The organism is Bradyrhizobium sp. LjRoot220 (assembly GCF_964252915.1).
Classification (GTDB): Bacteria; Pseudomonadota; Alphaproteobacteria; order Rhizobiales; family Xanthobacteraceae; genus Bradyrhizobium.
In genome coordinates, this window is sequence record NZ_CAXUPS020000006.1 from 17,885 (window position 1) to 44,824 (window position 26,940).

General features: G+C 61.7%; 23 protein-coding genes and 1 pseudogene. 14 read left to right on the forward strand and 10 right to left on the reverse strand.

The annotated features are described in order from the left end of the window. Positions 1–104: 104 nt before the first annotated feature. The 3 genes from ACSQ84_RS23570 (at position 105) to ACSQ84_RS23580 (ending at position 3,381) form a co-directional block, all read left to right on the forward strand. Entirely contained in the window at positions 105–1,508 is a 1,404-nt protein-coding gene (locus ACSQ84_RS23570) for an MATE family efflux transporter (RefSeq protein ID WP_436214114.1), read from the forward strand. After that, on the forward strand, positions 1,505–1,978 hold the full coding sequence (locus tag ACSQ84_RS23575; RefSeq protein ID WP_436214115.1) for a DUF2867 domain-containing protein: 474 nt from the start codon (positions 1,505–1,507) through the stop codon (positions 1,976–1,978). The genes ACSQ84_RS23570 and ACSQ84_RS23575 overlap by 4 nt, the downstream gene beginning before the upstream one ends. An 83-nt stretch (positions 1,979–2,061) precedes the next feature. Next, positions 2,062–3,381 carry an SMI1/KNR4 family protein gene (locus ACSQ84_RS23580; protein ID WP_436214116.1) on the forward strand — a complete coding sequence of 440 codons (1,320 nt, stop codon included), beginning with the start codon at positions 2,062–2,064 and terminating at the stop codon, positions 3,379–3,381. Here the strand turns inward: ACSQ84_RS23580 and ACSQ84_RS23585 are convergent. Beyond that, the gene (locus tag ACSQ84_RS23585; protein ID WP_436214117.1) at positions 3,353–4,477 is read right to left on the reverse strand and encodes an FUSC family protein; all 1,125 of its coding nucleotides are present in this window, start codon (positions 4,475–4,477) and stop codon (positions 3,353–3,355) included. The genes ACSQ84_RS23580 and ACSQ84_RS23585 overlap by 29 nt on opposite strands. Positions 4,478–4,608: 131 nt before the next feature. Between ACSQ84_RS23585 and ACSQ84_RS23590 the strand changes: the two genes are divergently transcribed. After that, positions 4,609–5,979, forward strand: a complete 1,371-nt coding sequence (locus tag ACSQ84_RS23590; protein ID WP_436214118.1) for an MmgE/PrpD family protein — start codon at positions 4,609–4,611, stop codon at positions 5,977–5,979. Between the two features lie 12 nt (positions 5,980–5,991). Here the strand turns inward: ACSQ84_RS23590 and ACSQ84_RS23595 are convergent. Then, positions 5,992–6,223, reverse strand: a pseudogene (locus tag ACSQ84_RS23595) (hypothetical protein); the annotation flags it as partial. A 150-nt stretch (positions 6,224–6,373) separates the two neighbouring features. After that, the gene (locus tag ACSQ84_RS23600; RefSeq protein ID WP_436214119.1) at positions 6,374–8,122 is read right to left on the reverse strand and encodes an ATP-binding protein; all 1,749 of its coding nucleotides are present in this window, start codon (positions 8,120–8,122) and stop codon (positions 6,374–6,376) included. Positions 8,123–8,578: 456 nt separating this feature from the next. On the opposite strand from ACSQ84_RS23600, the gene ACSQ84_RS23605 reads away from it, so the two are divergent. The 6 genes from ACSQ84_RS23605 to ACSQ84_RS23630 all read left to right on the forward strand — a co-directional run bounded on the left by ACSQ84_RS23605 (position 8,579) and on the right by ACSQ84_RS23630 (position 15,640). Continuing rightward, a complete protein-coding gene (locus ACSQ84_RS23605; RefSeq protein ID WP_436214120.1) occupies positions 8,579–9,496 on the forward strand; it encodes a pirin family protein in 918 nt (305 codons plus the stop codon). Positions 9,497–9,566: 70 nt separating this feature from the next. After that, entirely contained in the window at positions 9,567–10,481 is a 915-nt protein-coding gene (locus ACSQ84_RS23610) for a phosphoribosylaminoimidazolesuccinocarboxamide synthase (RefSeq protein WP_436214121.1), read from the forward strand. A gap of 178 nt (positions 10,482–10,659) precedes the next feature. Further along, complete coding sequence (locus tag ACSQ84_RS23615; protein ID WP_436214122.1) at positions 10,660–11,466, forward strand: crotonase/enoyl-CoA hydratase family protein; 807 nt, start codon at positions 10,660–10,662, stop codon at positions 11,464–11,466. Positions 11,467–11,565: 99 nt separating this feature from the next. Beyond that, positions 11,566–13,767: an SLC26A/SulP transporter family protein gene (locus ACSQ84_RS23620; RefSeq protein ID WP_436214123.1), complete on the forward strand. Its 2,202-nt coding sequence runs from the start codon at positions 11,566–11,568 to the stop codon at positions 13,765–13,767. A 43-nt stretch (positions 13,768–13,810) separates the two neighbouring features. Next, a complete protein-coding gene (locus ACSQ84_RS23625; protein ID WP_436214124.1) occupies positions 13,811–14,845 on the forward strand; it encodes an alpha/beta fold hydrolase in 1,035 nt (344 codons plus the stop codon). A gap of 456 nt (positions 14,846–15,301) precedes the next feature. Next, positions 15,302–15,640: a hypothetical protein gene (locus ACSQ84_RS23630; protein ID WP_436214125.1), complete on the forward strand. Its 339-nt coding sequence runs from the start codon at positions 15,302–15,304 to the stop codon at positions 15,638–15,640. A 101-nt stretch (positions 15,641–15,741) separates the two neighbouring features. Here ACSQ84_RS23630 and ACSQ84_RS23635 read toward each other — a convergent pair whose 3' ends face one another. Then, a complete protein-coding gene (locus tag ACSQ84_RS23635) occupies positions 15,742–16,233 on the reverse strand; it encodes a winged helix-turn-helix transcriptional regulator (protein ID WP_436214126.1) in 492 nt (163 codons plus the stop codon). A 125-nt stretch (positions 16,234–16,358) separates the two neighbouring features. On the opposite strand from ACSQ84_RS23635, the gene ACSQ84_RS23640 reads away from it, so the two are divergent. From ACSQ84_RS23640 to ACSQ84_RS23655, 4 genes are read left to right on the forward strand one after another with little or no spacing between them, the layout of a single operon-like run. Beyond that, a complete protein-coding gene (locus ACSQ84_RS23640; RefSeq protein WP_436214127.1) occupies positions 16,359–17,075 on the forward strand; it encodes a hypothetical protein in 717 nt (238 codons plus the stop codon). Between the two features lie 40 nt (positions 17,076–17,115). After that, positions 17,116–17,607, forward strand: coding sequence for a (2Fe-2S)-binding protein (locus tag ACSQ84_RS23645; RefSeq protein ID WP_436214128.1), 492 nt, complete (start codon positions 17,116–17,118; stop codon positions 17,605–17,607). Next, positions 17,604–19,976 carry a xanthine dehydrogenase family protein molybdopterin-binding subunit gene (locus ACSQ84_RS23650; protein WP_436214129.1) on the forward strand — a complete coding sequence of 791 codons (2,373 nt, stop codon included), beginning with the start codon at positions 17,604–17,606 and terminating at the stop codon, positions 19,974–19,976. The genes ACSQ84_RS23645 and ACSQ84_RS23650 overlap by 4 nt, the downstream gene beginning before the upstream one ends. Further along, on the forward strand, positions 19,973–20,827 hold the full coding sequence (locus ACSQ84_RS23655) for an FAD binding domain-containing protein (protein WP_436214130.1): 855 nt from the start codon (positions 19,973–19,975) through the stop codon (positions 20,825–20,827). Before ACSQ84_RS23650 ends, ACSQ84_RS23655 begins: the two co-directional genes overlap by 4 nt. On the opposite strand, the gene ACSQ84_RS23660 is transcribed toward ACSQ84_RS23655, so the two are convergent. The 6 genes from ACSQ84_RS23660 to ACSQ84_RS23685 all read right to left on the reverse strand — a co-directional run bounded on the left by ACSQ84_RS23660 (position 20,807) and on the right by ACSQ84_RS23685 (position 26,683). Continuing rightward, complete coding sequence (locus ACSQ84_RS23660; protein WP_436214131.1) at positions 20,807–21,355, reverse strand: winged helix-turn-helix transcriptional regulator; 549 nt, start codon at positions 21,353–21,355, stop codon at positions 20,807–20,809. The genes ACSQ84_RS23655 and ACSQ84_RS23660 overlap by 21 nt on opposite strands. 616 nt (positions 21,356–21,971) lie before the next feature. After that, complete coding sequence (locus ACSQ84_RS23665) at positions 21,972–22,112, reverse strand: hypothetical protein (RefSeq protein WP_436214132.1); 141 nt, start codon at positions 22,110–22,112, stop codon at positions 21,972–21,974. A gap of 163 nt (positions 22,113–22,275) precedes the next feature. Next, positions 22,276–23,271, reverse strand: coding sequence for a tripartite tricarboxylate transporter substrate binding protein (locus ACSQ84_RS23670; protein ID WP_436214133.1), 996 nt, complete (start codon positions 23,269–23,271; stop codon positions 22,276–22,278). A 230-nt stretch (positions 23,272–23,501) separates the two neighbouring features. Next, the gene (locus tag ACSQ84_RS23675; RefSeq protein WP_436214134.1) at positions 23,502–24,794 is read right to left on the reverse strand and encodes a CaiB/BaiF CoA transferase family protein; all 1,293 of its coding nucleotides are present in this window, start codon (positions 24,792–24,794) and stop codon (positions 23,502–23,504) included. A gap of 1 nt (position 24,795) precedes the next feature. Further along, entirely contained in the window at positions 24,796–25,593 is a 798-nt protein-coding gene (locus ACSQ84_RS23680; RefSeq protein ID WP_436214135.1) for an enoyl-CoA hydratase/isomerase family protein, read from the reverse strand. Positions 25,594–25,693: 100 nt separating this feature from the next. Beyond that, entirely contained in the window at positions 25,694–26,683 is a 990-nt protein-coding gene (locus ACSQ84_RS23685) for a fumarylacetoacetate hydrolase family protein (RefSeq protein WP_436214136.1), read from the reverse strand. Between the last annotated feature and the right edge of the window lie 257 nt (positions 26,684–26,940).

The window sequence follows — 26,940 nt, forward strand, 5'->3', positions numbered from 1 at the left end:
ACGCGTCAGAACAGGAATCTAGAGCAACGGCTCCGATTCAATCAGAACGGTTGCTCTAGGCCACCGTCGCTTTTTCGGCCCCTCGCCGGTGTTAGTCTCAATTCATGACCTCGTGCGACAAAATCGACGCAAACCAGCTCGCGCCCGCCTCGGCTGCGCGGACGCGCAGCCATCTGGCTGAAGAGTTCGCCGAAACGCTGAAGCTCGCGGTTCCGCTGGCGTTGACCCAGCTCGGGCAGATCGCGATGATGACGACCGATCTGGCGTATATCGGCCGGCTCGGTGGCGAAACGGTCGCGGCGGCCGCCCTCGCGCATACGGTCTTCTTCGTGATCTTCACGTTCGGCCTCGGCCTGGTGTCGGCGGTCTCACCGCTGGCCGCGCAGGCGTTCGGCGCGCGCGACCCGCGCATGGTACGGCGCGCGCTGCGCGTCGGCCTGTGGGCGGCGGTGTTGATCTCGGCGCCGCTGATGATCTTGCCATTGCGCGGCGAGGCGATCCTGATTGCGCTTGGCCAGGCGCCGGCCGCCGCAAAGCTTGCGCAACAATATCTGTTCGGCCTCGCCTGGGGCATTCTGCCGGCGCTGTGGTTTATCGCGATACGCGGCTTCATGAGTGCCGTGAACCGGCCGGAGCCGGTGCTGTGGATCACGCTGGCGGCGATCCCGGCCAATGCGCTGCTGGTCTATCCGCTGCTCTACGGGAAATGGGGCTTGCCCGAACTCGGGCTGTTCGGCGCAGGCCTTGCGACCAGCCTCGTCAACCTCGGAACGTTCCTCGCCGGGCTGTGGTTCACCGCGCGCCGCCGGCCGTTCCGAAAATATCACGTGCTCGGCCGCATCTGGCGGATCGACTGGCCGTTGATGGGCAAGCTCATCGTCATCGGCGCGCCGATCTCGATGGCGTTTCTGCTCGAATACGGATTGTTCGGCGCGGCCGGCCTGCTGATGGGCCTGATCAGCACCACGGCGCTCGCCGCGCACCAGATCGCCCTGCAGATCGCGGCGATCCTCTACATGGTGCCGTTCGGGATCAGCATGGCCGCCACCGTCCGGGTCGGTCATGCGGTCGGACGCCGCGACAGCGACGCCGTCAGGCGCGCAGGCTATGTCGCGTTACTGCTCGGCACGGCATTCATGGCGGCGATGACGCTCGCCGTGATCATGGGCCGGTTCACGATCGCCGAATTGTTCCTCGGCGAGGCCCATGATGCCACGGCGACGCTGACGGCAACGCTGCTGCTGGTCGGGACCACCTTTTTCGTCACCGACGGCATTCAGACCGTCGCCAACGGCGCGCTGCGCGGGATGAACGACACGCGCATACCACTGTTGTTCGCGACCATCAGCTACTGGCTGGTCGGCTTTACCTGCGCCTGGGCGCTCGGGTTTCGGACATCGCTCGGAGCCGGCGGCGTCTGGGTCGGATTGTCTGTTGGCACCGTCGTGTTCGCGGTTCTGCTGATCTTGCGCTTCCGCCTGCTGGCGAACAGACTGGCGGAGCGATGACCGTCCGTGAAGTTGCCCCCGCCATCGACCCGAGCACGCTGCTGGCCGGCGCGCAGTTCATCGACGCCTTCCGTATTGAAGTGAACGATCGCTCTCTCAATGCGCGGCAGGCAGCCGAGCGCATGATGGCGCGGCAACCGCGATGGGCCGACGCGCTGCTGGCCCTTCGCAATATTCTGATGTCGCCATTTGGTCTCAAGACGTCAGGCGCGGGATCGGCCGCGCCCGGCCAGATGATCGGGATATTCCCGATCGTGAGCGAAGGGCCCGACCGGCTGGTTGCCGGCTTCAACGACAAGCACCTGGATTTTCGCGTCGTCGTCGATGTCGCGACGTCAGGCGCCGCGAAGGAGGTCACCGCGACGACGCTGGTGCTGACGCATAACTGGCTGGGGCGGACCTATCTGGCCGTCATCATGCCGTTTCACCGGCTGATCGTCCGCAGCCTGCTGCGCCAGGTCGCGGCCTGAGGCTGCCCCACAGTTTTTCATGAACCCGTTTCCTGGAGTGTGCGACTGAGCCGTAGGGCCCATTCCTGCGTTTCGGAGATCCGATGTATCTTGCAAAGTTCTTCCATCGCCCACCCGGTGATGACGACCGCGAGCTGCTGCTGATTCCCGGCAACGAGCCGATCGTGATCGGCATTTATATGGACGAGAAGCGCGAGATCCAGCGCGACGATTTTCTGCGCGAAGAATTTTCCAACCTCCAAACCGCCATTACGGCGTTCCGCCGCCATGCCGCCGAGCTCGTCGCATCCGGCTATGTCGAGACCACGCACACGAAATATACGCTGCGCAATCTGCTGCCGGACCCGCAACCCAAGCCCAATTGGCAAAAGGGCCTCGACGATCTGATGCTGGCGGCGCTCAGCGCGCCGCTCGAAGCGCAGGAAAAGCTGCTTGAGGCGCTTGGTGACACACAAGCGGCGGACCAGCCGCTTTATCTCTGGCTCGCCGCCCATCATGGCTATGCTGACGATCGGAACAATGACGATGTCATTGCGCTGGCCGAATGCGGCCGCGACACGCTCGCGGCCCACCGCGCCGCCAAGACGGCGCATTACGCCTGGTCGATCTACGAACCCGAACTCACCGCGCGGATATTTGAAGTGCTGAGCTGGGCTCAGCTGCGCGCCGACAATCCTGCCGCTGCGCTGGAAGCCATCGAAGAGGCCTGCAAGGCATCGACAAGCCAGGACCGCGGCGTGCTGCGTGCGACGATCCTGTGCGATGATTTCCCGGAACGGCAGGAAGAAGCCTTCGATGCCGCCTACAAATGTCACGCATACGGCGGCTACGAAGAAATCATCGAGATGCCGGCCTATGCCGACTACGTCGCGCGGCGAAAGCGCATATCGACATCCGACAAGGCCTGGCGCTGGCACACCAAAAACCCCGCGAGCGAAGACGATCTGCGCAAAGTGGAGGAAGCGCTTGGCACCAGGCTGCCCAAGGATTATCGCGAATTCCTCGCGAAACGCGGCGAGAGCGAATTGCAGGTCCGGCTGCCGAAAGATTCAGCCGAATTGTGCTTCTACCGGCCGGCGGAACTGGCGACCCAGCGCGAGAATCTGTTCGACTTCATCGCGCGCGACGAGAAGGACGAGGCCGACGCCTACTTCCGCGAGGCGTACGGCGTGGCCGCGAGCGACCTGCTGCCGATCGCCGAACCCGCGCATTACAGCCGCTGCCTCGTAATCAACCTTGGGCAGGGTGAGCGCTTTGGCTGGTGCTTCCAGTGGGACCATGACGGCGCCTGGGAGCTGGAGCACGCCGCACCCAGCTTCGACGCTGCATTAAAGGCGCTGACCGACGGCATCGCGAAGCGCGATGCGACCGTACTCAAATTTCTGGGCGTGTATCTCGATTGACCACCGGCGGTGTGGCGGACCACTCCGCGACGCAGCGATCGAGATCGCCGAGGTTTTGGCGCATCTGTTCCAGCGAAAATCCGAGTGCGAAGAAGCGCTCGGCGGAGTCCCCCGGCAGGGTACGGGTCAGGCCATCGCGGCGCACGGCGGCGACTTCCTCCGCGTAGCCCTGCAGCGCAAATTGCACCGGATCGATCACCGGCGGGCTGGCGCCGCTCTGCAACGCGGCCGCCGACGCGCGCAAATGGGCAACGATCGCCTCGCGCACGCCGGACAATGGCGTATCCAGCCGCGCCTGCACGTTCGCAGGCAATGCCACCAAACACTCCCGTCCGATCATCACGACGTCATGACGCAGCCGCAGGATGGTCCGCAGCAGCGGGCCGGTGTCCGGTCCTGATGACAAACGCGCGGCGCGTTCGCGCTCGGCTTCCTGCCCCATCGCGTGCAGGGCCGTCACCGCAGCACCGATGCCGTCCTGAATCCGGTGCGAGGCCTCGTTGTCGAGGCCATGCGTCAGCCCAGCCAGCAATTCAGAGAATGCGCCCGCGATCAGTTCGATCAGTCGCGCCGCATTGGCGCGGATCTGATGATGGGCCCGCGACGGCAATACCAGAAAGGAAGCGGCCAGCCCGGTCGACGCGCCGACGGCGACCTCGATCAGGCGATCGATCACGGAATTGAGCGGACTGGTGTGGTGCATCTCCGGAATCAGCAAAACGATCACGCCCGTCACGGTCGCCGCGGTCAAAGTGGGATTGAGCGATCCGAGATAGGCCAGCGGCGCCACCGTCAGCACCAGCAACCCCAGCAGGGCAGCTTCGCTCGAATGCGGAATCAGCACCGCGATGGCTCCGCCATATACGGCGCCGCCGATCGTCCCCAGCATATAGTCCGTGGTCGCCTTCAGCGACCGGCCGACGCTCATCTGGGTGACGATGAGCGACGTCAGAACGGCCCATAGCGGCAGCGTCAGATGCAAGGCGGTTGCGATGGCGTAAGCGGCAACCGCCGCGACCGTTACCCGGACGGCGAGCGCCAGCTGCGGTCGCCGTGACCGCAAACGGCCGGCCATGCGCTTCAGGAAACCCGCCATGCGCTCCATTCCGCAACCTGCAGACGATACCGCCGATAAATGAGTTTTGGCATAGCTGTTGCCCGCGACCCGAGACGGCTTGAAACGCCGATACAGCCCGCCTACCCTGCGCGCCAAATCGAGGAAACACGATGGCCAACGAAACCGCAACGCTCGCCGCCTATGTCGCCAATCTGAAATTCGAGGATATCCCGCCAGAGGTATTGGCGCGCGCCAAGGTGCTGACGCTCGACTTCCTCGGCAGCGCGATCCGGGCGCGGCGCGATGCGGAATCCACCCCCTCGCTGCTCAAGATGCTGGAAGCGCTGGCGCTGGACGGCAAGGGCGAATCTACCGTGTTCGGCGACAGCAAGACCTGGACCCCCGCGGTCGCCGCTTTGCTCAACGGCGCGCTCGGCCACTCCCTCGACTTCGATGATACCCATGCGGATTCCTCGCTGCATCCGAGCGCGCCCGTGGTGCCGGCGGCGTTTGCGGTCGGCGAGATGGTCGGCGCTTCCGGCCGCGACGTACTCACCGCAATCGTGGCCGGCTATGAAGTGTGCTGCCGGCTCGGCAACGCGCTCGATCCCACTTCGCATTACGCCCGCGGCTTCCATCCGACCGCGACCGCAGGCACCTACGGCGCGGCGGCCGCCGCCGGAAAACTGTTCGGCCTGTCGCGAGACCAGATCGTGTCGGCGTTCGGCGTCTCCGGCAGCCAGGCCGCGGGCTCGCTGCAGTTTCTGGTCAATGGCGCCTGGAACAAGCGCTATCAGGTCGGCGCCGCCGCGATGAACGGCGTGATCGCGGCGACCCTGGCGCGCAATGATTTCGTCGGCTCCAGCGAATCGGTCGAAGGCAAGCACGGGCTGCTCGTCGGCTACAGCGACAACGCGCATCCGGACAAGGCGATCGCCGGGCTCGGCAAGACCTATGAGACGCTCAGGATCGGCGTAAAACCCTATCCGAGCTGCCGCTACACCCATGCCGCACTCGATGCGCTGATCGCGATGCGCAGGGAGCACAATCTGACGCCGGACCAGATCAAGCGCGTCGAGATCGGCCTGCACCGCAACGGCATCACGCTGACCGGCGATGCCGCCACCAAGCGGCACCCGACCTCGATCGTCGGCGGGCAATTCTCGATGTTCTTCACCGGCGCGCTGGCGCTCGACCAGGGCCGTTTCGGCTGGGACGACTATGAGCGGCTCGGCGACGCCGCGGTCAATGCGCTGGCCGACAAGTTCGACGTGGTGCAGGACGACCGCCTCGAGATCGGCCGCACCCATCCGTTCGGCGCGCGCGTCTCGATCACCACCGACGATGCCGTGCATGAGCGGCTCTATGCCGATCCCTCCGGAGAGCCGGATTCATTCCCCGACGCGCAAGCGATGCAGCAAAAATTCCTCACGCTGGCCCGCCCGGTGCTGAATGGCCGCGCGGATCAGCTCGCCGATGCGATCCTCTCGCTGGAGCGATTCGACCGCGTCGCGAAGGCCACGCAGTTGGGAAGGCAATAGGACGCGCCGGCTTCAATTGCCGCCCGCCAGTCGCGCCTGGTCGCCGGTCGCCGCTACGACATCGGCGGCGAGCCTGAACACACCGTCAGCCTCCGGCAGCCAATTCGGCGACCGGCCGAGCCGCACGATGACGAGCTTTTCGCGCGCTCGCCAACATCTGGCGCGATCCCTCCGCATTGCCTGACGCGTCGAACTCGATGGTGACGTTGCGCATGCCGAGGGGTGCGAACAATTCCAGACGCGCCGCGCAAGGCGATGTCGAGGGTAGAAAGCAGCATCGGCCGGCCCGGAAGCGCGGTCAGCCGCGCATGCTGCTTTTAGTGCAGATCGCCGCGCGATTCTATTTTTGTAGACTAACCGTCGCCACACCATTAGCGCAGCCGCAAGCCCCAGCTCAGGCGGCGAGTGCCGCGCGTATCATGTGGGCAAGATCTGACTTCCGATATGGCTTGACCAGCAACAGCACGCCGGCGTCGAGATGGCCATGGTGGATGATGGACTCGTTTGAATAGCCCGATGTATACAACACCTTCAGCGAAGCCCTTCGTTGCAACGCGGCGTTCGCGAGTTGCCGGCCGTTCATCAAACCCGGCATGATCAAGTCGGTAAACAACAAATCGATTTTTTGAGAACTGTCGATAACGACCAGCGCCTCTGCCGCATTGACTGCGGCCACCGTGAGGTATCCGAGACTCTTGATCTGGCCCACGACGAACGTTCGCACCAGATTGTCGTCCTCGACAACCAGGATGGTCTCGTGGCCGCCTTCGATACTTGAAACGCTGACCGGCTCGACGGCCTTTGCGACGCCTATCACCGGAGGCAGATAGATCTTCACCGTCGTGCCGTGGCTCTCTTCGCTGTAGATGCCGATATGGCCATTGGATTGTTTGACGAACCCGTAGACCATGCTGAGTCCGAGGCCAGACCCCTTGTCGACATCCTTGGTGGTGAAAAAGGGTTCGAACACATTGTTCAGAATATCGGCGGGAATGCCGTGCCCTGAATCGGTCACCGCGATCATGACGTATGCACCGGCCGCGACATCGCCGTTGATGCTGGCGTAATCCTCGTCGAGGACGACATTGCTGGTCTCGATGGTGAGCTTGCCGCCATCCGGCATCGCGTCGCGCGCATTGAGCGCAAGGTTGAGGATCGCATTGGTGAGCTGACTTGGATCGATCAGCGCATGCGCGGCATCGCCCGCCAGCGTCATGGAAACCTCGACATGCTCGCCCAGCGTCGGTCGCAGCAAATTGGTTGCTTCCATCACCAGTTTGTTGACGTCGATCTCCCGGGGATGCAGCGGCTGCTTGCGCGCGAATGCCAGCAGGCGCTGGGTCAGATCAGCGCCGCGCGCCGTGGCATCATCAATCATTTTCGTGATGGCCAGGAGTTCCGGCCGATCCGCGACGCCTTCCGCCAGGATTTCGACGGTTCCGGTAATGACGGTGAGGATGTTGTTCAGGTCATGCGCGACGCCGCCGGTCAATTGACCAACCGCCTCCATTTTCTGGGCCTGGCGGAGCTGCAGGTCCGCGACGTTCTTATCGCGGAATAGACGATCCTTTTCCTCGACGAGGACCTTCATCCGGTCGACGCTGACCTGCAGCGCGGCGCCTCTGGCGGCGGTTGAGACCGCCTCGGCCAGCACGTTGGCGAAACCAGTCAGGAAATTGATGTCATACTGGTCGTAATCGTGCTGCCGATTGTTGTCGATCTCCAGGACACCGTAAGGCCCGCCGTCGCTACCCTTGATAATGACGTCCAGGGTCGAAACGATGCCGTGGGCGGCATAGAACGGCGGCAGGTCGAAACCGAGGTCCTTTTGCAAATCGTCGCAAATTGACGGCTCACCGGTGGAGAAGGCCCGTCCCTGCGGTGAACTCATGTCGGCGCGACAAGCGGCACAGCCGACAACGCCATCCTGCCAGCCATAGCCGGCAACGATGAGAAGATCGTTCTGCTCAACGCGGTAACGACACACCTTGCTGAAGGGCACGCTGAGGCCCTCGGCGGAGACCCGCGCCGCTTCCGTCAAAATCTTCATCAGATCGCGCTCGCGAAGCGCGAAGCTGCCAAATTGCGCAATCGCCGCCTGCTGACGAAGCAGCTTCTCGACTTGTGCGGCGGTGCCGGTCACCGGCGCATCGCCCAGCACTCCGGGATGAAACCGGCAATCTTCTGGCAGGCGGGGATTGCTTCCAATTCGGTTATCGTCATGTTTCCAGCAATCGAGGTCCTCTCAACACGCAAATGCCATCCGGCGCGGAGACTGCGACCCAGCCGAAGCGTTGAATAGAGGGAAAGTCCACCGAAAAGCACTCTGGCGAAATCGCAACGAAAGCAACCGACCTTGGAATCGCCGCCTGAGGTTGCACCATTGATCGAGTTCGTGTCTGGTCAATTTTGACCACAAATGGACAATCCGTACCCCGGCGCAGTAGCTACACGCGCCAAGACGGCGTGGAAGGGTGACGATCTTCGTCAACCCGGTCTCGTGCCCAATTGCGCACGCGGGACCCGGACCACGCCAGTGTGTTTGGACGACGTGCGATAATTGCTATTATATCGCCTTCAAAACCCGCGGAGTTTTTCCATGAGCTGGCAACCCTCCAACGATCCCGTGCTCGGCGACGCCGGATCCTGCGACGCGCTTGAACTGATCATCGTGCCGCGCACCCGCGATCTCGGCGATGGATTCGCGGTGCGGCGCGCGTTGCCGCATGGCAAGCGGCAGATGGTCGGTCCCTTTATCTTCTTCGATCATTTCGGCCCGATGCAGTTCATGTCAGGCAAGGGCATGGACGTGCGCCCGCATCCGCATATCGGGCTTGCGACCGTCACCTATCTTTTCGACGGCAGCATCATGCACCGCGACAGCGAGGGCAACATTCAGGAAATCCAGCCCGGCGCGATGAACCTGATGACCGCCGGCCGCGGCATCGCGCATTCCGAACGCACGCCGGACGTGCAGCGGCGCGACGGCCAGAAGATGCTGGGCCTGCAAAGCTGGATCGCGCTGCCGGCGGGCTCGGAGGAAATCGCGCCCTCGTTCCAGCACTACGCCGCCGAAAACCTGCCGACCGTGAGCGACGGCGGCTTCACCGCGCGCATCATTGCGGGCAGCGGCTTTGGCGTGAAATCGCCGGTCACGATGGTATCGCCGTGGTTCTATACCGAGGTGACGGCCACCGCCGGCACCAGCGTGCCACTCGATCCTGACCATGAAGAGCGCGCGATCTATCTGGTCGACGGCGAAATCGAAATCGCCAACGAGCGCTATGAAGCGCCGCGCCTCCTGATCTTCCGGCCCGGCGACCGCATCACCGTGAAAGCGATCCAGCCGACGCGGATGATGTTCCTCGGCGGCGACGCGCTGGAAGGCCCGCGCCATATCTGGTGGAATTTCGTCTCCTCCAGCAAGGAGCGGATCGAACAGGCCAAACAGGACTGGAAAACCGGCCGTTTTGCCCATGTTCCCGAGGAACACGAGTTCATTCCGCTGCCGGAGTGAGCTATCCCTGCGGTACCAAAGTTCTGCCGCACGCGTTTCACCCGCGGGCGCTTATTGAAAGCATGACACCATGAACGCGATGCTGGCCAGCGACTTGCCCCTGCCACGGATCGGGCGCGGCAAAGTGCGCGATATCTACGCCGTCGGCGACGACCGCGTGCTGCTGCTCACCACCGACCGCATCAGCGCGTTCGACGTCGTGATGGCCGAAACCATTCCGATGAAGGGCGCGGTGCTGACCCAGATCAGCGCCTGGTGGTTTCGGCAGCTCGCTGACGTGGTGCCGCATCACATGATCAGCGCCGATGCCGATGAGATCATCGCGCAGGTGCCGGCGCTGAAAGCCCACCGCGCCGACATCGCGGGCCGCGCGATGCTGTGCCGGCGCACCACCGTCTTCCCGGTCGAATGCGTGATCCGCGGCTACATCTCCGGCTCGGCCTGGAAGGAATATGCTTCGTCCGGCACGCTGGCCGGCGAGAAGCTCGCGGCAGGCCTGGTCGAAAGCCAGAAGCTGGAACCTGCGATTTTCAGCCCCGCCACCAAGGCCGAGACCGGTCATGACGAGAACATCACGGTGGCGCGCGTGCGCGAAATTCTGGGCGCCGACGTCGCGCAGACGCTGGAGCGCATGGCGCGCACGGTCTACGATTTCGGCGAGCAGGTCAGCCGCAAGCAGGGCATCATCATCGCCGATACCAAATTCGAATTCGGCCGCGACGGCGACGGCCGCATCATCCTGATCGACGAGGTGATGACGCCCGATAGTTCGCGGTTCTGGGCCGTGGACGTCTACAAACCCGGCCAGCCGCAGCCGAGCTTCGACAAGCAGCCGCTGCGCGACTACCTCGACGCCGAGCGCCGCGCCGGCCGCTGGAACGGCGACGCCCCGCCCCCGCCGCTGCCGGCGAGCGTGGTGGATGCCACCAGCAAGAGGTACCTTGAAGCGTATCGGCGCGTGACCGGTACTGAGCTGAAGATCTGATGACCACTCGTAGGGTGGGCAAAGCGCAGCGTGCCCACCATTCAGCGCAGCGATCGTGGATGCATGGTGGGCACGGCGCAAGCGCGCCTTTGCCCACCCTCACTACGCACCATTGGTGCGGCAATAGTCCGGCAATGCTAGGCTCGTCCCATAAAATCAACATGGGAGGACGCCTGACATGACCGAGACCGATAGCGTGCTGGTCGAACGCGATGGGCCGGTGACCATCGTTTCCATCAACCGTCCGCATTGCCGCAACGCCGTCGACGGCGCGACCGCGCGCAGGCTCTACGATGCGTTTCTGGCATTCGACGCCGACGAAGCGGCGTCGGTTGCGGTGTTCGCCGGCACCGGCGGCTACTTCTGCGCCGGCGCCGACCTCAAGGCGGTCGCGGCGGGCGATCCCAACAAGAAGCGCGAGATCGGCGGCCATGGTTCGATTGCCCCGATGGGCCCGAGCCGGCTGCGGCTGTCGAAACCCGTGATCGCCGCGGTCGAGGGTTTTGCGGTCGCCGGCGGCATGGAACTGGCGCTGTGGGCGGACATGCGGGTGGTCGCCGAGGACGCCACCTTCGGCGTCTTCTGCCGCCGTTTCGGCGTGCCGCTGATCGACCTCGGCACCATCCGCCTGCCGCGGCTGATCGGGCATTCCCAGGCCATCGACCTGATCCTGACCGGGCGCCCGGTCGGCGGGCCGGAGGCGCTGCGCATGGGTCTTGCCAATCGTCTGGTGCGAAGAGGCGAAGCCGTTGCGCAGGCCATTGCGCTGGCCAGGGAAATCGCGGCCTTCCCGCAGACCTGCATGCGCGCCGACCGGCTGTCGGCGCTGCGGCAATGGGACCTTGAAGAGGAAGAAGCCATCGCCAACGAGATGCGCGGCGGGCTGCAGGTGATCGCCTCGGGCGAGACACTCTCAGGCGCTGCACGATTTGCGTCCGGCGCCGGCCGCCATGGCGCATTCGGCGGCGATTTGGGCAACGACTGACTTCCGCACCACGCCGCCGCGCGCCCCGTCACAAAATTGATGTTGTCGTTCCGCGCGGCGGTCTCTACCACTGGCAGGGGTGCCGGGGGTAAGTGGGGCGTGGTCAGTCGATCTCTAGGAGTCGAGCCGAAGTTCATTCGGAAGGTCTTCAATGACATTCTCGGCGGCAGCGCCGCCAGTGTCCTGACGATTACGTTTGGCCTGTCGTACGCGCTGCTGATTTTTACCGGCCCGCTGGCGCCATACCTGGCCTACGGCCTTGCCGCAACCTTCATTTCCTCGGCTATCCTCGCCGCCGTTATCGCATGGGGAAGCTCATTCCCGTTCGCGATCGCGGCCCCCGAAAGTTCGACGGCGGCGATGACCGGAATATTGGCCGCGTCGCTGGTCGAACACATCGTCGCAAGCGACCCCTCGGCATCGCTGCTGGCCCCGGCGCTGATGACGCTTGGCCTTTCAGCCATTGTCACCGGCATCGTGCTGTGCGGCTTCGGGGTGACGCGGATGGGCCGCGCGATCCGCTACGTGCCCTATCCCGTCGTGGGCGGATTCCTCGGCGCGACGGCCTGCCTCATCATATTGGGAGCGATCCGCGTCATCACCGGCCATCGCCTTCAACTGACGACGCTCGATCAGTTCGCCAACATCCTGAACCTGTCCGAGCTGGCGGCGGCCTGCGCGATGGCGCTGGCCCTGTATCTGACCTGGCATCGCACCCGCACATCGTTTGGCCTGCCGGCCATTCTGGTCGGAGGCGTGATCGCCGGGCATATCGCTTTCTGGCTGGCTGGCTTCACCACGGCACAGGCCCAGGCCTCGGGATGGACATTTCAACCGCCGCCTGACATCAGCATCATGTTGCCGTGGAACACGGCCGATATCGCCCGCTATCCCTGGCATGCCGTGCCGGATCTGCTCGGCAACCTGGTCGCGGTCATTTTCGTCACGGCATCGAGTACGCTGTTCAACACCGCGGGTATCGAGGTTGCGGCGCATCGCGAAGCCAATCTCGAGCGGGAATTGAACGTCACCGGCCTTGCCAACATCCTGTCGGGCGCATTCGGCGGTTATACCGGCTGCATCTCGGTCAGCCGCACGATCCTCAATTTCAATGGTGGCGGGACCGGCCGGCTTTCCGGCCTGACGGTGGCCGCGATCTCGGCATCGATGCTCGCCGTTGCTCCAATGCTGCTCGGCTATATGCCGAAATTCGTGCTCGGCGGTCTGCTGATCTATCTGGGCGCCGATCAGCTGCACAAGTGGATCATCGAATCGCGGCGGCGTCTGACCAAGACCGAGTATGTGTCGTTGCTGGCGATCATTGTCATCATCCTGCAGTGGGGTTTTGTCGCCGGCGTTCTGATCGGCGTCGTGATCGGCTGCGCGACGTTCGCGTTCACGGCCGCACGAATCGATTCGATCAAGTTCAGCTTTGACGGCTCCGAGTATCGCAGTTCGCTGGACCGCTCGCGAAACGATCAGGCGGTTCTGATGGCGCATGGCGGACAAATCCAGGGCCTCAACCTGCAAAGCTATCTGTTCTTTGGCTCCGCCAACCGGCTTTACCAGCACGTCAAGGAGTTGCTCGCGCGGCGTCCGGAATGCCGCTATCTGGTGTTCGATTTCAAGCTGGTCACCGGGTTCGATTCATCGGCGGCCTACAGCTTTGCCCAAATCAAGCGCAGCGCCGACGAACGGCACATCGAACTGGTGCTGGTTCATCTGCCCAGGCTTGCCGAGAAGGCGCTGCGGTCCAGCGGCTTCATCTCCGGCCGGGTCCGTATCGTGCCCGAACTCGATCATGCGCTGGAGCAATGCGAGAACGAGATCATTGCGAAGCACCAGGGCCACGAGCAGGAGGAAGCCAACTTGCGTGACTGGTTCACGCAGATTCTCGGAACCCCGCGCGATGCTGTCGCGCTGATGCATCGCTGCGAACGTGTCGAGATCGATGCCGGAGAGATCATTGTCAGCGCGGGTGACGCCGCCGATTCCATGCATTTCATCCTGGACGGACGCGTTGGCGTCATGATTCCGGCGGAGGAAGGCCGTACCACGCGGGTACGAAGTCTTGGCCGCTACACGACGATCGGCGAAATGGGCCTTGTGTCGCAGGCGCAACGCAGCGCTACGATTCAGGCCGAGGTCGCGAGTGTCCTGTACGTCCTGAGCGCGCATCAGTTCGAGGCACTCAAGATCGACGATCCCTCGCTCAGCCAGAAGCTGCTGACCTATTTCGTGTCGGTCATGGCCGAACGGCTTACTTTTGCCAACCGCACCATTGCAGTGTTACGGCGATAGGACGCTGCATTTTGCAGCTCCCTTTACTTCCGGATTAGCGCATATGACCGCACAGGCTGACGCGAAGACGTTCTCCACCACCAACTACCGCCTGCAAAGCGGCGTCGTGATGCCTGAGGTCACGATCGCCTATGCGACGCTTGGCACGCTGGCGCCCGATCGCAGCAATGCCGTGCTGATCACGCACGGCAACACCAGCGGCCCGCAGATCATCGATCCCGGCGGCTCGACCGGCGAAGGCAGCTGGAACGAGTTGGTTGGCCCCGGCAAGGCGGTCGATACCAACCGCTACTTCGTGATCTGCCCGAACATGCTGGGCTCGTCCTACGGCTCGACCAATGCCAGGAGTATCGACCCCGCAACCGGCAAGCCTTACGGGCCGCGATTTCCCGACATCAATGTCAGCGACATCGTCGGCACGCAGCGGCTGCTGCTCGACCATCTCGGCATCGATAGACTGGTTGCGATCGTCGGGCCGTCCTATGGCGGCTTCCAGGCCCTGCAATGGGCCGTCAACTATCCCGGTGCGATGAAGGGCATCGCCGCCGTCGTGACCTCGCCGCTGGTGCCGCGCGAGCGATCCGAGGGGAACGTCGCGCGCCTGCTCGGAACGCTGTCAAAGGATCCGAACTGGAACGGCGGCGACTATTACGATCGTGGCGGCGTGCTGGAAACGATGACCCAGATCCGCATGGCGACGCTGAAGACGTATGGCATCGAGTCCCGTCTGAAGTTGACGATGTCCGACGCTGCGGAGATCGAGGCCGCGATCCGCGACGAGGCGGCGCGATGGGCTGACGGATTCGACGCCAATTCGCTGATCATACTTGCAAAAGCGCTGCGCGGCTTCGACGTGACGGCGCAATTCGGCCGGATCAAATCGAAGGTTCTCTTTGTGCTGTCGCGGACAGACAAATTGTTTCCGCCTGATATCGCGCCCGGTGTGATGCAGGGGCTGCAGGCGGCCGGCGTCGATGCCGATTATTTCTTGCTCGACAGCGAACTCGGCCATTCGGCTTCAGGCCTAGACGCCGATAAATGGGCGCCGCGGCTGAAGCAGTTCATGGAGAGCCTCTGATTGTCACAGAGCTGACCATCGTCGTCCCGGCCTCCGAGCCGGGACCCATACGCCGTGCCGTTGATGGTTACGGGAAGTGCAAGCAGCCTTTGTTGAAACGTTCCGCTCCTGCAACAGACGACCGGGATTATGAGCCCCGGCGTTCGCCGGGGCTCTAACGATGAGGGGTCACCGCCCGTCTCAAGAGGAAACAGGAAAATCGATCTGAGAACGACCACGTGTCGCAGTTGTTGCGTTTTACCGTTGCATGACCAATTGCCCGCTCCGCAGATCAGCACTGGCGCACTTGCCCTTGGCTGGACAAGTGATGGTCGTCCGCGCGTTTTCCTACCTGCCTCATCACCGCGACGATATCATCGGTTGGTAATCTACAGTCCCGCATCCAGCGAACCAAGCTGCGATTAAGCGAGATAGAAACTAGAGATTGGGGACTCGAAATATAGATCAATTGCGGTCATGCAGGTCACGGTCCTGATCGTATTCGCGGCCGGCATGCTGGCGACGAGATTAGCACCACGCCACGAGCTCGACCGCTCGATCCATGCCGGTTTGTTGGCTACGGCCGCGAGCAGCGTTACGATCTTGTTCGTCTCGCTGTTCAGCCCGACTTTCTTGCCGTTTCTCTGCGCGATGAGCGTGTTCCTCCTCGGCATGGGCATTGTCAGTCCCCTCGTGCACTGCCCAGGCGCTCTCTCCGTTCGGCGAGAACGCCGGTGCGGCCTCGGCACTGCTCGGTTTTTGGCAGATGATAAACGCCGCCGCCGGTGTTTGGCTGGCCGCCACGGTGTCGCATGAGGCAATGTTCGCGCTAGGCGTAGCGTTGACGATCTTCTCGCTGGCTGCTCTTGACCTGTACGCGCTGAACCCGCGTCTTGATTAGCAGCAAATCGAAATCATCATTTGTCGAACTTGGTCACTCGCCATCTCACCAGGTCGTCTGCGCCAGGGCCGGCCTGCGGTCGGACATCCCGCAGCCGAACCGCTTCGCCTGACTTCTCCTCGACCAGCGCGAGTTTCACCATCCGTCCGCTGTTCTTGTTGATAAATTTGAGTGGCGGTCCCGCGTCACCCGTAATCGCCCACTTGTCCCCCACCTGAGCAAGCGCCTGGATCACTAGGATGATGTCCGTGCCCTTGCGCGTCAGGATGTATTCGTAGCGATCGGGCCCGGTCTGGTACTTCCGCCGCTCGATCAGGCCGTTCTCTTCCAGATGCCTGAGGCGGTCGGACAGCGTGGCATGGGTGACGCTGGTCGACTTGCGCAATTCTTCATATTTGCTCAGGCCCAACCCGAGATCGCGCAGGATCAACACGGCCCAGCGGTCGCCGATGGCGTGCAGCACGCCAGCGATCGAGCACACCATACCGTCAAAACCCTTGGACCGCATAGGCTTCGTCCTTGCAACTCACTCTAATTATTAGAGTAAATCGATCGTGCGCGCAAATCAACACGAAGTGCTTGCTTTGTCGTAACTCTTATTATTAGAGTGACTACATAACAGGGGAAATGGCCATGACACAACTGCTCGATCTCGTCCTTCATGCCCATGGCCACGCACAATGGAAAACGGCCAGGACGATCGAAGGCGATATGTCGATCACCGGCCTGCTATGGACAAGAAAAGGCTGGCCCGATGCGCTCAAGCAGGTCCGCGTTACGGCTGATACCGGTAGCCAGCGGACTTACTATCAGCCGTTTACGAATCCGGACTGGCGCAGCGTCTATGGACCCGAGGCTGTCGCAATCGAGACGTCGGACGGCAAGTCAATCAAGAGCAGGGTAAATCCGCGCGCTTCGTTTCAAGGCCACGCGGCTGAGACGGCCTGGGACGATCTGCATCTCGCCTATTTCAGCGGCTACGCGATCTGGAATTATCTCAATACCCCGTTTCTCTTCTTGTTACCGGGCTTCAAGACCGAAGAGATCGAGCCATGGGACGAACACGGCGAGTTGCGACGGCGGCTAAAGGTGACATTTCCGGATTCAGTCGCGACGCATTGCCCCGAACAGGTGTTTCATATCAACGGTGAAGGGCTGATCTCGAGGCTTGACTATAGCGGGGTCGTATCCGGCGGAATCCCGATCGCGCACTACACCTCCGAATATCAGGATTTTGATGGCGTCAGGATCGCGACCAAGCGGCGCGCCTATCGTCGGCGAGCGGATGGCACCGCGATCACCGAGGGCGTTGTGGTCGCGATCGATATTGCCGACATCCGGTTCTCATAAAGAAGTACGGCGGCCAACGTGCCGTAATCAGGAGGAATGCATGCCCGAACCCGACAGCCGTCACGCGGTAACCCTGGAGATCAACGGCACCCGCAAGACCGTCGTCGTGGAAGCGCGAAAATTGCTGGTCCACCTTATCAGGGAGGATCTTGGCCTCACCGGGACGCATGTCGGTTGCGATACTTCGCAGTGCGGCGCCTGCACCGTGGAGATCGACGGACAGGCAATCAAATCCTGCACCGTGCTGGCCGTGATGGCAGACGGTGCGTCGATCACGACGATCGAGGGCCTGACCGGCGCAGGGGCCGAACTCAGCCCGGTCCAGGCGGCGTTCCATGAGCATCACGCGCTGCAATGCGGCTTCTGCACGCCGGGTATGGTGATGAGCGTGCGCCAGCTATTGAAGGATCAGCCCAATCCGAGCGAGCACGATATCCGCCACGGCCTTGCCGGCAACATCTGCCGCTGCACCGGCTATCACAACATCGTGCGCGCCGTCGAAAGCCTGGCATCGAAAGGCGACCAGCCATGAACGATACGTCTGCGATCCGCCATATCGGCCAGCCGCTCAGGCGACGCGAGGATCTCAAGTTTCTCGCCGGCAAGGGTCGATACGTTGATGACGTCAGGTTGCCGGACATGCTGCATATGGCGGTCCTGCGGTCGCCACACGCCCACGCCGAGATCAGAAGCATTGATCTGTCGGCAGCTAAAGTCGCGCCGGGTGTTCGCCTCGTCCTGTCCGGAGAGGCACTCGCCGGCAAGATCGGCCCGATCGTGCCGAACTGGGTCATTCCTGGCAGCAAGGTGCCATTTCGCCCCGTAGTCGCGACTGAACGCGTTCGCTTTGTGGGCGAGTGCGTGGCGCTGGTGGTGGCGGAGACGCTGGCCGAAGCCTACGACGCCATCGGCCTGATCGAGGTCGATTACGAGGTGCTGCCCGCGGTGACCGACGAAGAGGTTGCGATCAGAGAAGACGCGCCGCAGCTACATGATAACGTGCCCGGCAACATCACGACGATCTACAAGGTGCGCGGCGGCGACTACCAGAACGCCGCCCGCGAGGCCGATCATGTCATCGGCCTGCGCGTCGTCAACAACCGCCTGATCCCCACCTGCATGGAAACGCGCGCGATCGTTGCCTCGCCGGAGCCGGACGGCACCTTGACGGTTTATATCGGCAGTCAGGTTCCCCACATGCACCGGCGCTGGATCGCCGAGACGGTCGGCATTCCCGAGCATCAATTGCGGGTGGTCGCACCTGATATCGGGGGCGGTTTTGGCGCCAAGATGCATCTGTATCCGGAGGACCTGCTCTGCCCCTATCTCGCGCGCGAACTCGACGCACCGGTCAAATGGTGGGAAAGCCGCTCCGAGAGCCATCAATCGACCAGCCATGGTCGCGCCCATACAGAAAGCATCGAGGTCGCGTTCAGGAACGACGGCAAGATCCTCGGCCTGAAGGTCGACACGCTAGGCAATGTCGGCGCCTATCTCTCCAACATGGCAAGCGGCGGTCCGACCGTGAATACGATCAACTTCGGGACCGGCACTTACAAGATCGACAATTATGAAGCGACTTCCCGCGTCGTCGTTACCAATACTGTACCGGTTGATGCCTATCGCGGTTACGGCCGGCCGGAAGGCGCTTACATCGCCGAGCGCGCGATCGATGCGGTGGCCCGCCATCTCAAACTCGACCAGGTCGAAGTGCGGCGGAAGAATTTCGTTCAACCAGCAGAATTTCCCTATCGGCCTTACGGCAGCATGGGCGTGATGTACGACAGCGGCAACTATCAGGGACTGCTTGAAAAGGCGCTCGCGGCATTCGACTATGACGGACGCCGCAGCGAATGCGAAGCCTTGCGCGGAAGCGGCATCTACCGAGGCGTTGGAGTCGCCGCTTATACGCATATGTGCGGGATGGCACCTTCGCGCCGATTGGCCCTCAGCGGATTTGACCGCGGCGGCTGGGAAAGCGCGCGGGTCAGCATCGATTCCAGCGGACGAGCCACGATCTATTCGGGCTCGATGAGCCAGGGACAAGGCCATATCACGTCGTTGTCGCAGATCGCTGCCGACGTGTTGCAGATTCCAATTGAAAGCATCGACATCGTACAGGGCGACACGCGCCAAGTACAGGCCGGCCATGGCACCTTCAATTCCCGCTCGATGGCGGTCGGCGGATCCAGTGTGCACGTGTCCTCGCAGCGCATCGTCGCCAAGGCTAGGAAGATCGCGGCGGGCATGTTGGAGGTGGACGAAAAGGACGTTTCCTATACGGCCGGCGCGTTCAGCGTGCCCGGCACCGATATCGCGCCGGTGACCTTCTCGAAGGTGGCCCGCATGGCGTATGTCGGGCATAAGCTGCCCGATGGCGTAGCGCCGGGCCTCGATGAGACGGTATTTTACGATCCGACCGGCATGGGTTCGCCGTCAGGCATCCATCTCGCCTATGTCGAGGTCGATCCGGAGACCGGGATCGTCGACATCCTCGACTATGTCGCAGTCGATGACGTCGGCACGCTGATCAACCCTCGCCTTGCGGCCGGCCAGATCCATGGCGGCGTCGTGCAGGGCATCGCGCAGGCGCTCTATGAAGAAGTCAGCTACGATCTCGACAACGGGCAGCTTCTCACCGGCTCGCTGCTCGATTATGCCGTTCCGCGCGCCGAGCATGTGCCGAACATCCGATCGCTATTCCAGGAAACCCCCTCGCCGACCAACCCAATCGGCGTCAAGGGCATCGGCGAGAGTGGCTCGATTGCCGCCCCGCCCTGCATGGTTCACGCCGTGCTCGACGCGCTGTCACCGTTCGGTATCAAACATCTGGACATGCCGCTGACGCCGCCACGCGTCTGGGCGGCGGTGCAACAAGCACGCACGGGAGCCTCCCAATGATCCCGGCAGCCTTCGATTATGTCCGCGCGTCTTCGCTCGCCCAGGCGATCGATCTGTTGCGCGACGATCCAGACGGAGCAAAGCTCCTGGCCGGTGGCCATACCTTGCTGCCGGCGCTGAAGCTGCGGCTGGCATCGCCCGAACTCCTGATCGATATCGGCGGCATCGCCGAGCTCAAGGGAATCGAAATCAGCGAGACCGGCATCAGGATCGGCGCACTGACGACACATACCGAACTGTTTGCTTCCGAGCCGCTGAACAGGGAGTTGCCGGTCTTTCGCCAAGCGGCCAGCCTCATTGCCGATCCCCAGGTACGTAACCGCGGCACGATCGGCGGCTCGCTCGCCAACGCCGATCCCGCGGCTGACTGGCCGGCGGTTGTGGTGGCGCTGCAGGCAGAGATCGAGATCGCAGGCCCGAATGGCCTCCGAAGGGTGGCGGCACGAGACTTCTTCGTCGAAATCTTTTCGACCGTGCTGGAACCAGACGAAATTCTCGCCGGCATCAACATTTCAAGGCCGAAGCCCGGCATGCGCTTCATCTACCGAAAGATCCGACATCCCGCGAGCGGTTTTGCCGTCGTGGGAATCGCGGTCGGGGTGCGGTTGCAGCGGGGTGTGGTTGCCGAGATTTCCATCGGCGTTACTGGTGCAGCGAACCACGCCTTCGCCGACCAGCACGCCTCCAGTTTCCTGACCGGCAAGACGCTTACGCGGGACACTATCGACCAAGCGGCAAAATTGCTGAGTGAAACCACAGAGTGCCTCTCGGATCGCTACGCTTCGGCGGAATACCGCGCGAATCTGATCCGGGTCGAGATCAGGAGAGCGCTATTTGCGCTTTCGTCGTGAGACGTGGGCCCTCGCATTGGCCCCCGTACGCTCGGCAGTATCGCCCCCAAATCGCTTGCGATTGAACGGAACAGCACCTGCGCCAGCAACGATCTCCACGTCCTCGAGCCGCAACGGCTTGCCGCCGCTCGTCCGCAACTTCGGATATACGATCGGGCGCCCGGCAGTGCGGTCGCGGAACACAACCTGCGGCCCGCCCGGCTCCGCGAGCCAGTCGTCACCCCATTTCTTCAATGCGAGATAGGCCGGAAAGAAATCACGTCCCTTCTCGGTCAGAAGGTACTCATAACGACCGGCGTGCTCGGGCAGCGGCACCCGCGTCATGATACCTGCATCGACGAATCTCTTCAGCCGAGTGCTCAAAATGTTGGGCGCCACGCCGACGTAGTACTCGAACTCGTCAAAGCGCTTCACTCCGTAATACGCTTCGCGCAGGATAAGGATCGACCAGCGGTCGCCCACAACCTCCATGGCTCGTGCCATGGAGCATTCCTTGTTTGCGAGACGACTTTGCTTCACATCGGACATAGCTACCTTTCTGCTCCGAAATCTGCTCATACCATATTGCGCTGGATTCGTGCATGTCCAGCATCACCATCCGGTGGCCAAAAAACAACGTGGTCAGGGGCCACGGCGGCCTCGATCGCGGGTCCAAAGGGCCGCCAACGCTCGCCCACCAGTCAGCGAAGTTGGATCGATTTTGCAGGTGCCGAGCCGTGCCGGCTGGTATTGACCTTGATACCCGGCCTGAGCATGTCGATCTCCAGATCAATGATGTTGGCCGCCTGACGCATGATGTTCCCTCGGTCCGATCTTCACCTGCCTGTTTCAAGACCGGCACCAGCGCTTGGGCCAATACATAGCCCTGGGTGCTGCCGCCGGAAGTAACATCTGCACGGGCAGCACTTCTCCAGGAACGCACGGCAGTTCCTGACGCAGAGATCGTTGGCCAAGGCGGGATCAGTAGCGTCCTTTGGGAAGCCGCCTGTAAAATATCGAACCCCGCCCGCCTGATGATGCTTCGAATAGAGGCCGCCGGATATTGCGGATATGGACCGGTGCCTCCGGTCGAGTTCCGCTATCCGGATCGCCTGAGCCGCAAACTTGGCCCGGCAAACTTATGAAGGTATCGCGCCGCTTGCCTTCAGCTGAAGGGCCGCGAATCGATCGTTCGTACGGAGAGTTCGTAACTTGCATCGACGACAATCATCGAGGCTTTCGCGCCGAGGCCCTGCTTGAGACCGTTGAGGAAATGCTTATCGTGTTCATCGTGCTTGTACAGCACCGCAATTTTCCGTTTGGGCGGTGGGCGACAGATTGTGGCTGTAAACCCTTCCTTCGTTGGGAATATCCCATGGTCCAGTGAAGGTTCTTCAGATCGTTCCGTTTTCGAGTCACCCGCCAGAGCGCTCATTGTGAGACATGGTCGTGCTTTCGAAGGCGCTACTCTACTGCGGCTTAAGCGATAGCGATCCAAGGACGGTCAGGTACTTCTTGTGTTCGCTTTTGAAGAATAGCATTGCTTGAGAAACGTCCATCGGCGCGACACGCCGCGACGCGTTTGCTTTGACCCTCGCGAGATTTTCGTCACTCGCGCTCCAAACGTTTAACGAATCGTTCAAGCGCGCGACGACATCGTCCGGAGTACCCGGCGGCGCAAACAACGCCGACCAGACACTGTATTCGAACTTACCGACTTTCGCACTATCGCCAATAATCGGAACGGTCGGTAAAGCCGGATTGCGCTCCGCGCTCGCGATGCCGATCGCGTTGACCTGCCCTGTCTGAATGAGACTTAGCGTACCCCCGCCAAGCGGCGCAAACGCGAGGTCGATGTGACCGCCTAGCATGTCTGCAAGCACGGGCGCGGCACCCTTGTACGGTACCTCCAGAAATTTTGTCCCCGTCCGCGCCTGGAAATCTGCGCCCACGACCTGTGGCGAAGACCCGGCGCCCCAATGCGCAAGAACCAATTCCTTGCTGCCCGGCTTAAGCGCATAGTCGACTAACTCGTCGATCGTTTTGAACGGATGCGCCTTGCTCGACAACAGGACGAAGTCAGACTCGCCGACGACGCCTATTAGCTTAAATTTCTCGGGTTCGTACTTCGCGGATGAAATGGTAGCAGGCGCTGTCATGAAGTCCGAGCCCGTGGTACCGAGCAGCGTATAGCCATCCGCCGGAGCCTTTAGCACAGCCGTTACGGCAATCGAACCGTTGGCTCCGGGGATATTTTCAGTGACTATTGTTTTGCCGAGATGCCGCTCCAGTACCACATTCGCAGCGCGAATCGAAACATCAGCTGGACCGCCAGCCGGAAATGCTACCTTCACAGTGAGGAGCTTTGTCGGGTAGCTTTGTGCAATCGACGGTTCTGTCGTCAAAGATAAAAGCAGCGCCTGCCACAATAATATACAAGCGGTGTTCCGAAATTGTATTGTCATGTGAGTTCCCAGATTTCTCAACTGCCTCATGAAATTGCGGGCCCGCTTTGTCAATTCAGTGGGCTATGAAACCGCAATGAAGAATGCAACGAACGTGATGACAGTTATGCTCCAGCCGACAATTATAATTGTCCACGATTGCGGCGCGATCTGATCGTGTTTGAGTTCTGAGATTTCATCCATATACTTGTGAACCTTATCCAACGAACCGCCACTTTTCGAAAAACGTCTTAGGTTTTACTCCTGCCTGGTGCTGCCTGTTCATCCTTTTTTGGCACCGCGGCTACGACCGATGTTTCCGGAGAGAGGGCGGCGCGCGGATGCGAAACAAGGACTCCAGCATCACTCAGGCGCTTCAATTCCGCGTCGCTGACGCCGAGCTCACCGAATACCGCCTTGTTATGCTCGCCCTGGAAAGCGGGTGCACCGATCGGCGTCAACTCTTCCGCCGAAAAATGCCATGGCCGGCCCGGCAACCGATATTCGCCACCGCAGCGGTCCGGGACCCGTTGGACGGCACCCCAATAATCGCTCCATTCGGACGCCGTGAGCTCTTTGATTGAACGGATCTCGCCCATGGCGATCTTGGCCTCGTCGAATTGGGCGTCGAGGGTCGCCATATCAGAGAAGGTCAGGATCCAGGACTGGATGATCTGGTGCAGCACGCCGAAATTCAGGCGGCGCGCGGCCGCAGTGGAGAACCGTGGATCGTCCATCAGATCGACGCGGCGCATGGCGCGCAGCCACGACGGAAAGGTCCGGCTGCCGATTATGCTGGTCGCGACCGTGAAATGTTCACCTTGCGGCCCGGTAAAGAACGGGCAATCGGTTGCTCCGAGCACCGCGGGCTCCGCCCCGATATCGTCATCGGAGAGATCGACATGCGCGCGTTCGTTGACCGCGAGCAGCGTCGCTGCCATCGCGACATCGATATACTGGCCTTGCCCCGTCTTTTGCCGGCTGTTGAGGGCCGCGAGGATCGCGATCACAGCCTGCAATCCGGCGTAAACGTCGGCATGCGACAGGCTGTCGGTACGCGGCTCCGTCAGCGCGCTGCCATAATGATGGACGCTATTTGCGGTAAAACCCGCCTCGGCCTGCACGGTTGGTGCATAGGCCATCCGGCTGCGCCAAGGACCGCCTTGGCCATAGCCGGTGATCGAAGCGTAGATCAGACGCGGGTTGCGCTTCGACAGCGTTGCGTAATCCAGCCCGAAGAAACCCAGCGTGCCCGCCCGAAAGTTTTCGACCACAATATCGGCACTGTCGCAGAGCTTCAGCGCCAGCTCATAGGCGCCGGGGATATTGAGGTTGATGCTAACGTTGCGTTTGCCGGCATTTTGCTGGGCGTAGTAACCCGACATGCCGTCGGTCGATGGAAACGCGAAGCGCGAAACATCAGGGCTTGGCGGTTCGATCTTGATGACCTCGGCTCCGAGGTCCTGCAAGGTCCGTGCGCACAGCGGACCAGCCAGCACGCGGGAGAAATCGACGACGCGAATTCCACTCAAGGGCCCGCTCATGTCAGCGCCCCGCGAACTTCGCGAGACCCGGGCCGTTCTTGCGGAATGACGCAAGACCGGTCTTGAGATCTTCCGACGCCCAAATCGGCGCCTGTACTCTTGCCATCGCCTCGTCCGCGGCCACCACGCCTTGGTTGACGGCGATATGCGCGAGCTCCTTGGTCGCGGCATGCGCCACCGTCGGTCCCTGCGCAAACTCCTCCGCGATGGCCATCGTGGCCGTCTCCAGCGACTCTTCCGGAACTGTGAGATTGATCAATCCCCACTTCTCCAGCGTCGGCGCATCGTAGCGCCGCGCCAGCATCGACATTTCCTTGGCACGCTGTGCGCCGATCCGCTGCACCTGCCGCTGGATCCCACCCAGCAACGGATGTAGCCCAAGCGTCGCCTCGACCGAGCCGATCTTCGCCGAAGCGGCCGCGATGATGTAATCGCACGATAGCGCAAGCTCGAGACCGCCACCCAGGCAAACGCCGTGAACACTGGCGATTAACGGGATTGGCAGCAGCTCCATGAAGCGCAGGAACTCGACACCGTTCAGCCGCCGATTTTCATTGCTCTGATCTGCGCTGTCCGCCTCCACCCGCTTCTCGAAGATGTCCAGATCTGCGCCGGCGGAGAAATGCCGCAGTCCGCTACGGATGACGATGGCGCGGCTGCCCGCCTTTTGCGCTGCCTCCACCTGCTCCACGATCGCGTTGAGGAGTTTGGGGCCGAGCAGGTTGTACGGCCGATAAACCATTGTCAAAACGGAAATATTGCCGCGCTGTTCGCGCGTCACCAATGCATCCTCGGACAAAGCTGCCTCCTCTTTTTCCAGCGGCTCTTGCGACCGCATCATCTGATTTACGAAACGCAGGCTACACCATGGCTTGCGTTTCGCAAGTCATAGATTTGCGTCAAGAAGTTTGACGCTCGACCCAGTTCTTCAAGACGCCTATATTCTCGACTTCGAGCTCGACGCTATCCCCGTTCTCGAGATACCAGCCAAGTTCGAGGCCGCAGCCATTGCCCACGGTACCGGAGCCGATGAACTCACCCGGCATCAACGTCTCATCCCGGGAGATATGGGCGATGATTTCCTCGAACGAAAACAGCATGCCTTCGCTCGTGCCCTGCGAACGAATCTCGCCGTTGACGCGGGCTTCCATCTTGAGCTTGTAGGGATCGCCGATTTCGTCGGGTGTTACGATCCAGGGCCCGAGCACGTTGCCGCCATCAAAGCTCTTGCCTTTGGCGGGTCCCAACCGGCCTTCCATCTCCATGCGCTGGGCATCGCGGGCCGAAAAATCGTTGAAAATCGTGTAGCCGAATATGTGGTCGCTCGCCTTCGCTACCGGAATATTTGAACCCCTCCTCCTGGTGACGATGCCGTATTCCAGTTCGTAGTCCATCACCTGGCTGTAACGCGGCCATTTGACCGTCGTGTTGGGACCCTTCACGCTGAAACGATTGGTAATGTAGTAGATCGGTTGCTTGCGATACACCTCGGGCAGCTCGGGCAGCGGTGCCGCCTGCAGGCGCGCGAGCTCAGCCGCATCGCCGGCATTTCGCGCCTTTAGCTTGAGATGCCCGATCGGGCCTTGAACGATATGCACCGGAAACGACATGCCGTCGCGCATCTGGCGCGGCTCCGGCAACGGCGCGAGAATTTCGGATTCCGCAACTGCGGACCACAAATCCTGATCTTTCCCATAGCGATCAAACAGGTTGGATGCTTCGTCGAGCGCAGCGTCGCCGTGATCCACAAGGTCAAGCATCGAGCTGAACGCCGGATTTTGTTTGCCGGCCCGCTGCGATGCGGTAGCGAGATCAAACAACAAGCGGCCGCCGCCATGAACTAGCGCGATCTTATTTTGACCACCGGAACGATAGGTAGCTAGTTTCAAGGCCCGCCTCCCACGCCAAATGAGCATCTGACCGGAGCATAGACAATAACTTGTGTTTTGCAAGTCATCATTCTGCCCGGTGCTTGTATGCCGCTTGCTGACGATCTCTCGAACCACGTCGTCTGTCTTGTGAATGACGTGGTGAAACATCGACATTTGCGATGGACCGCATTGGAGTTCGGACGTTCTCGCGATTCATGCGGCACAGAATACCCATGATAGAGTTTGTGCGGGGGAAAAGGCCGATGATATCTGCA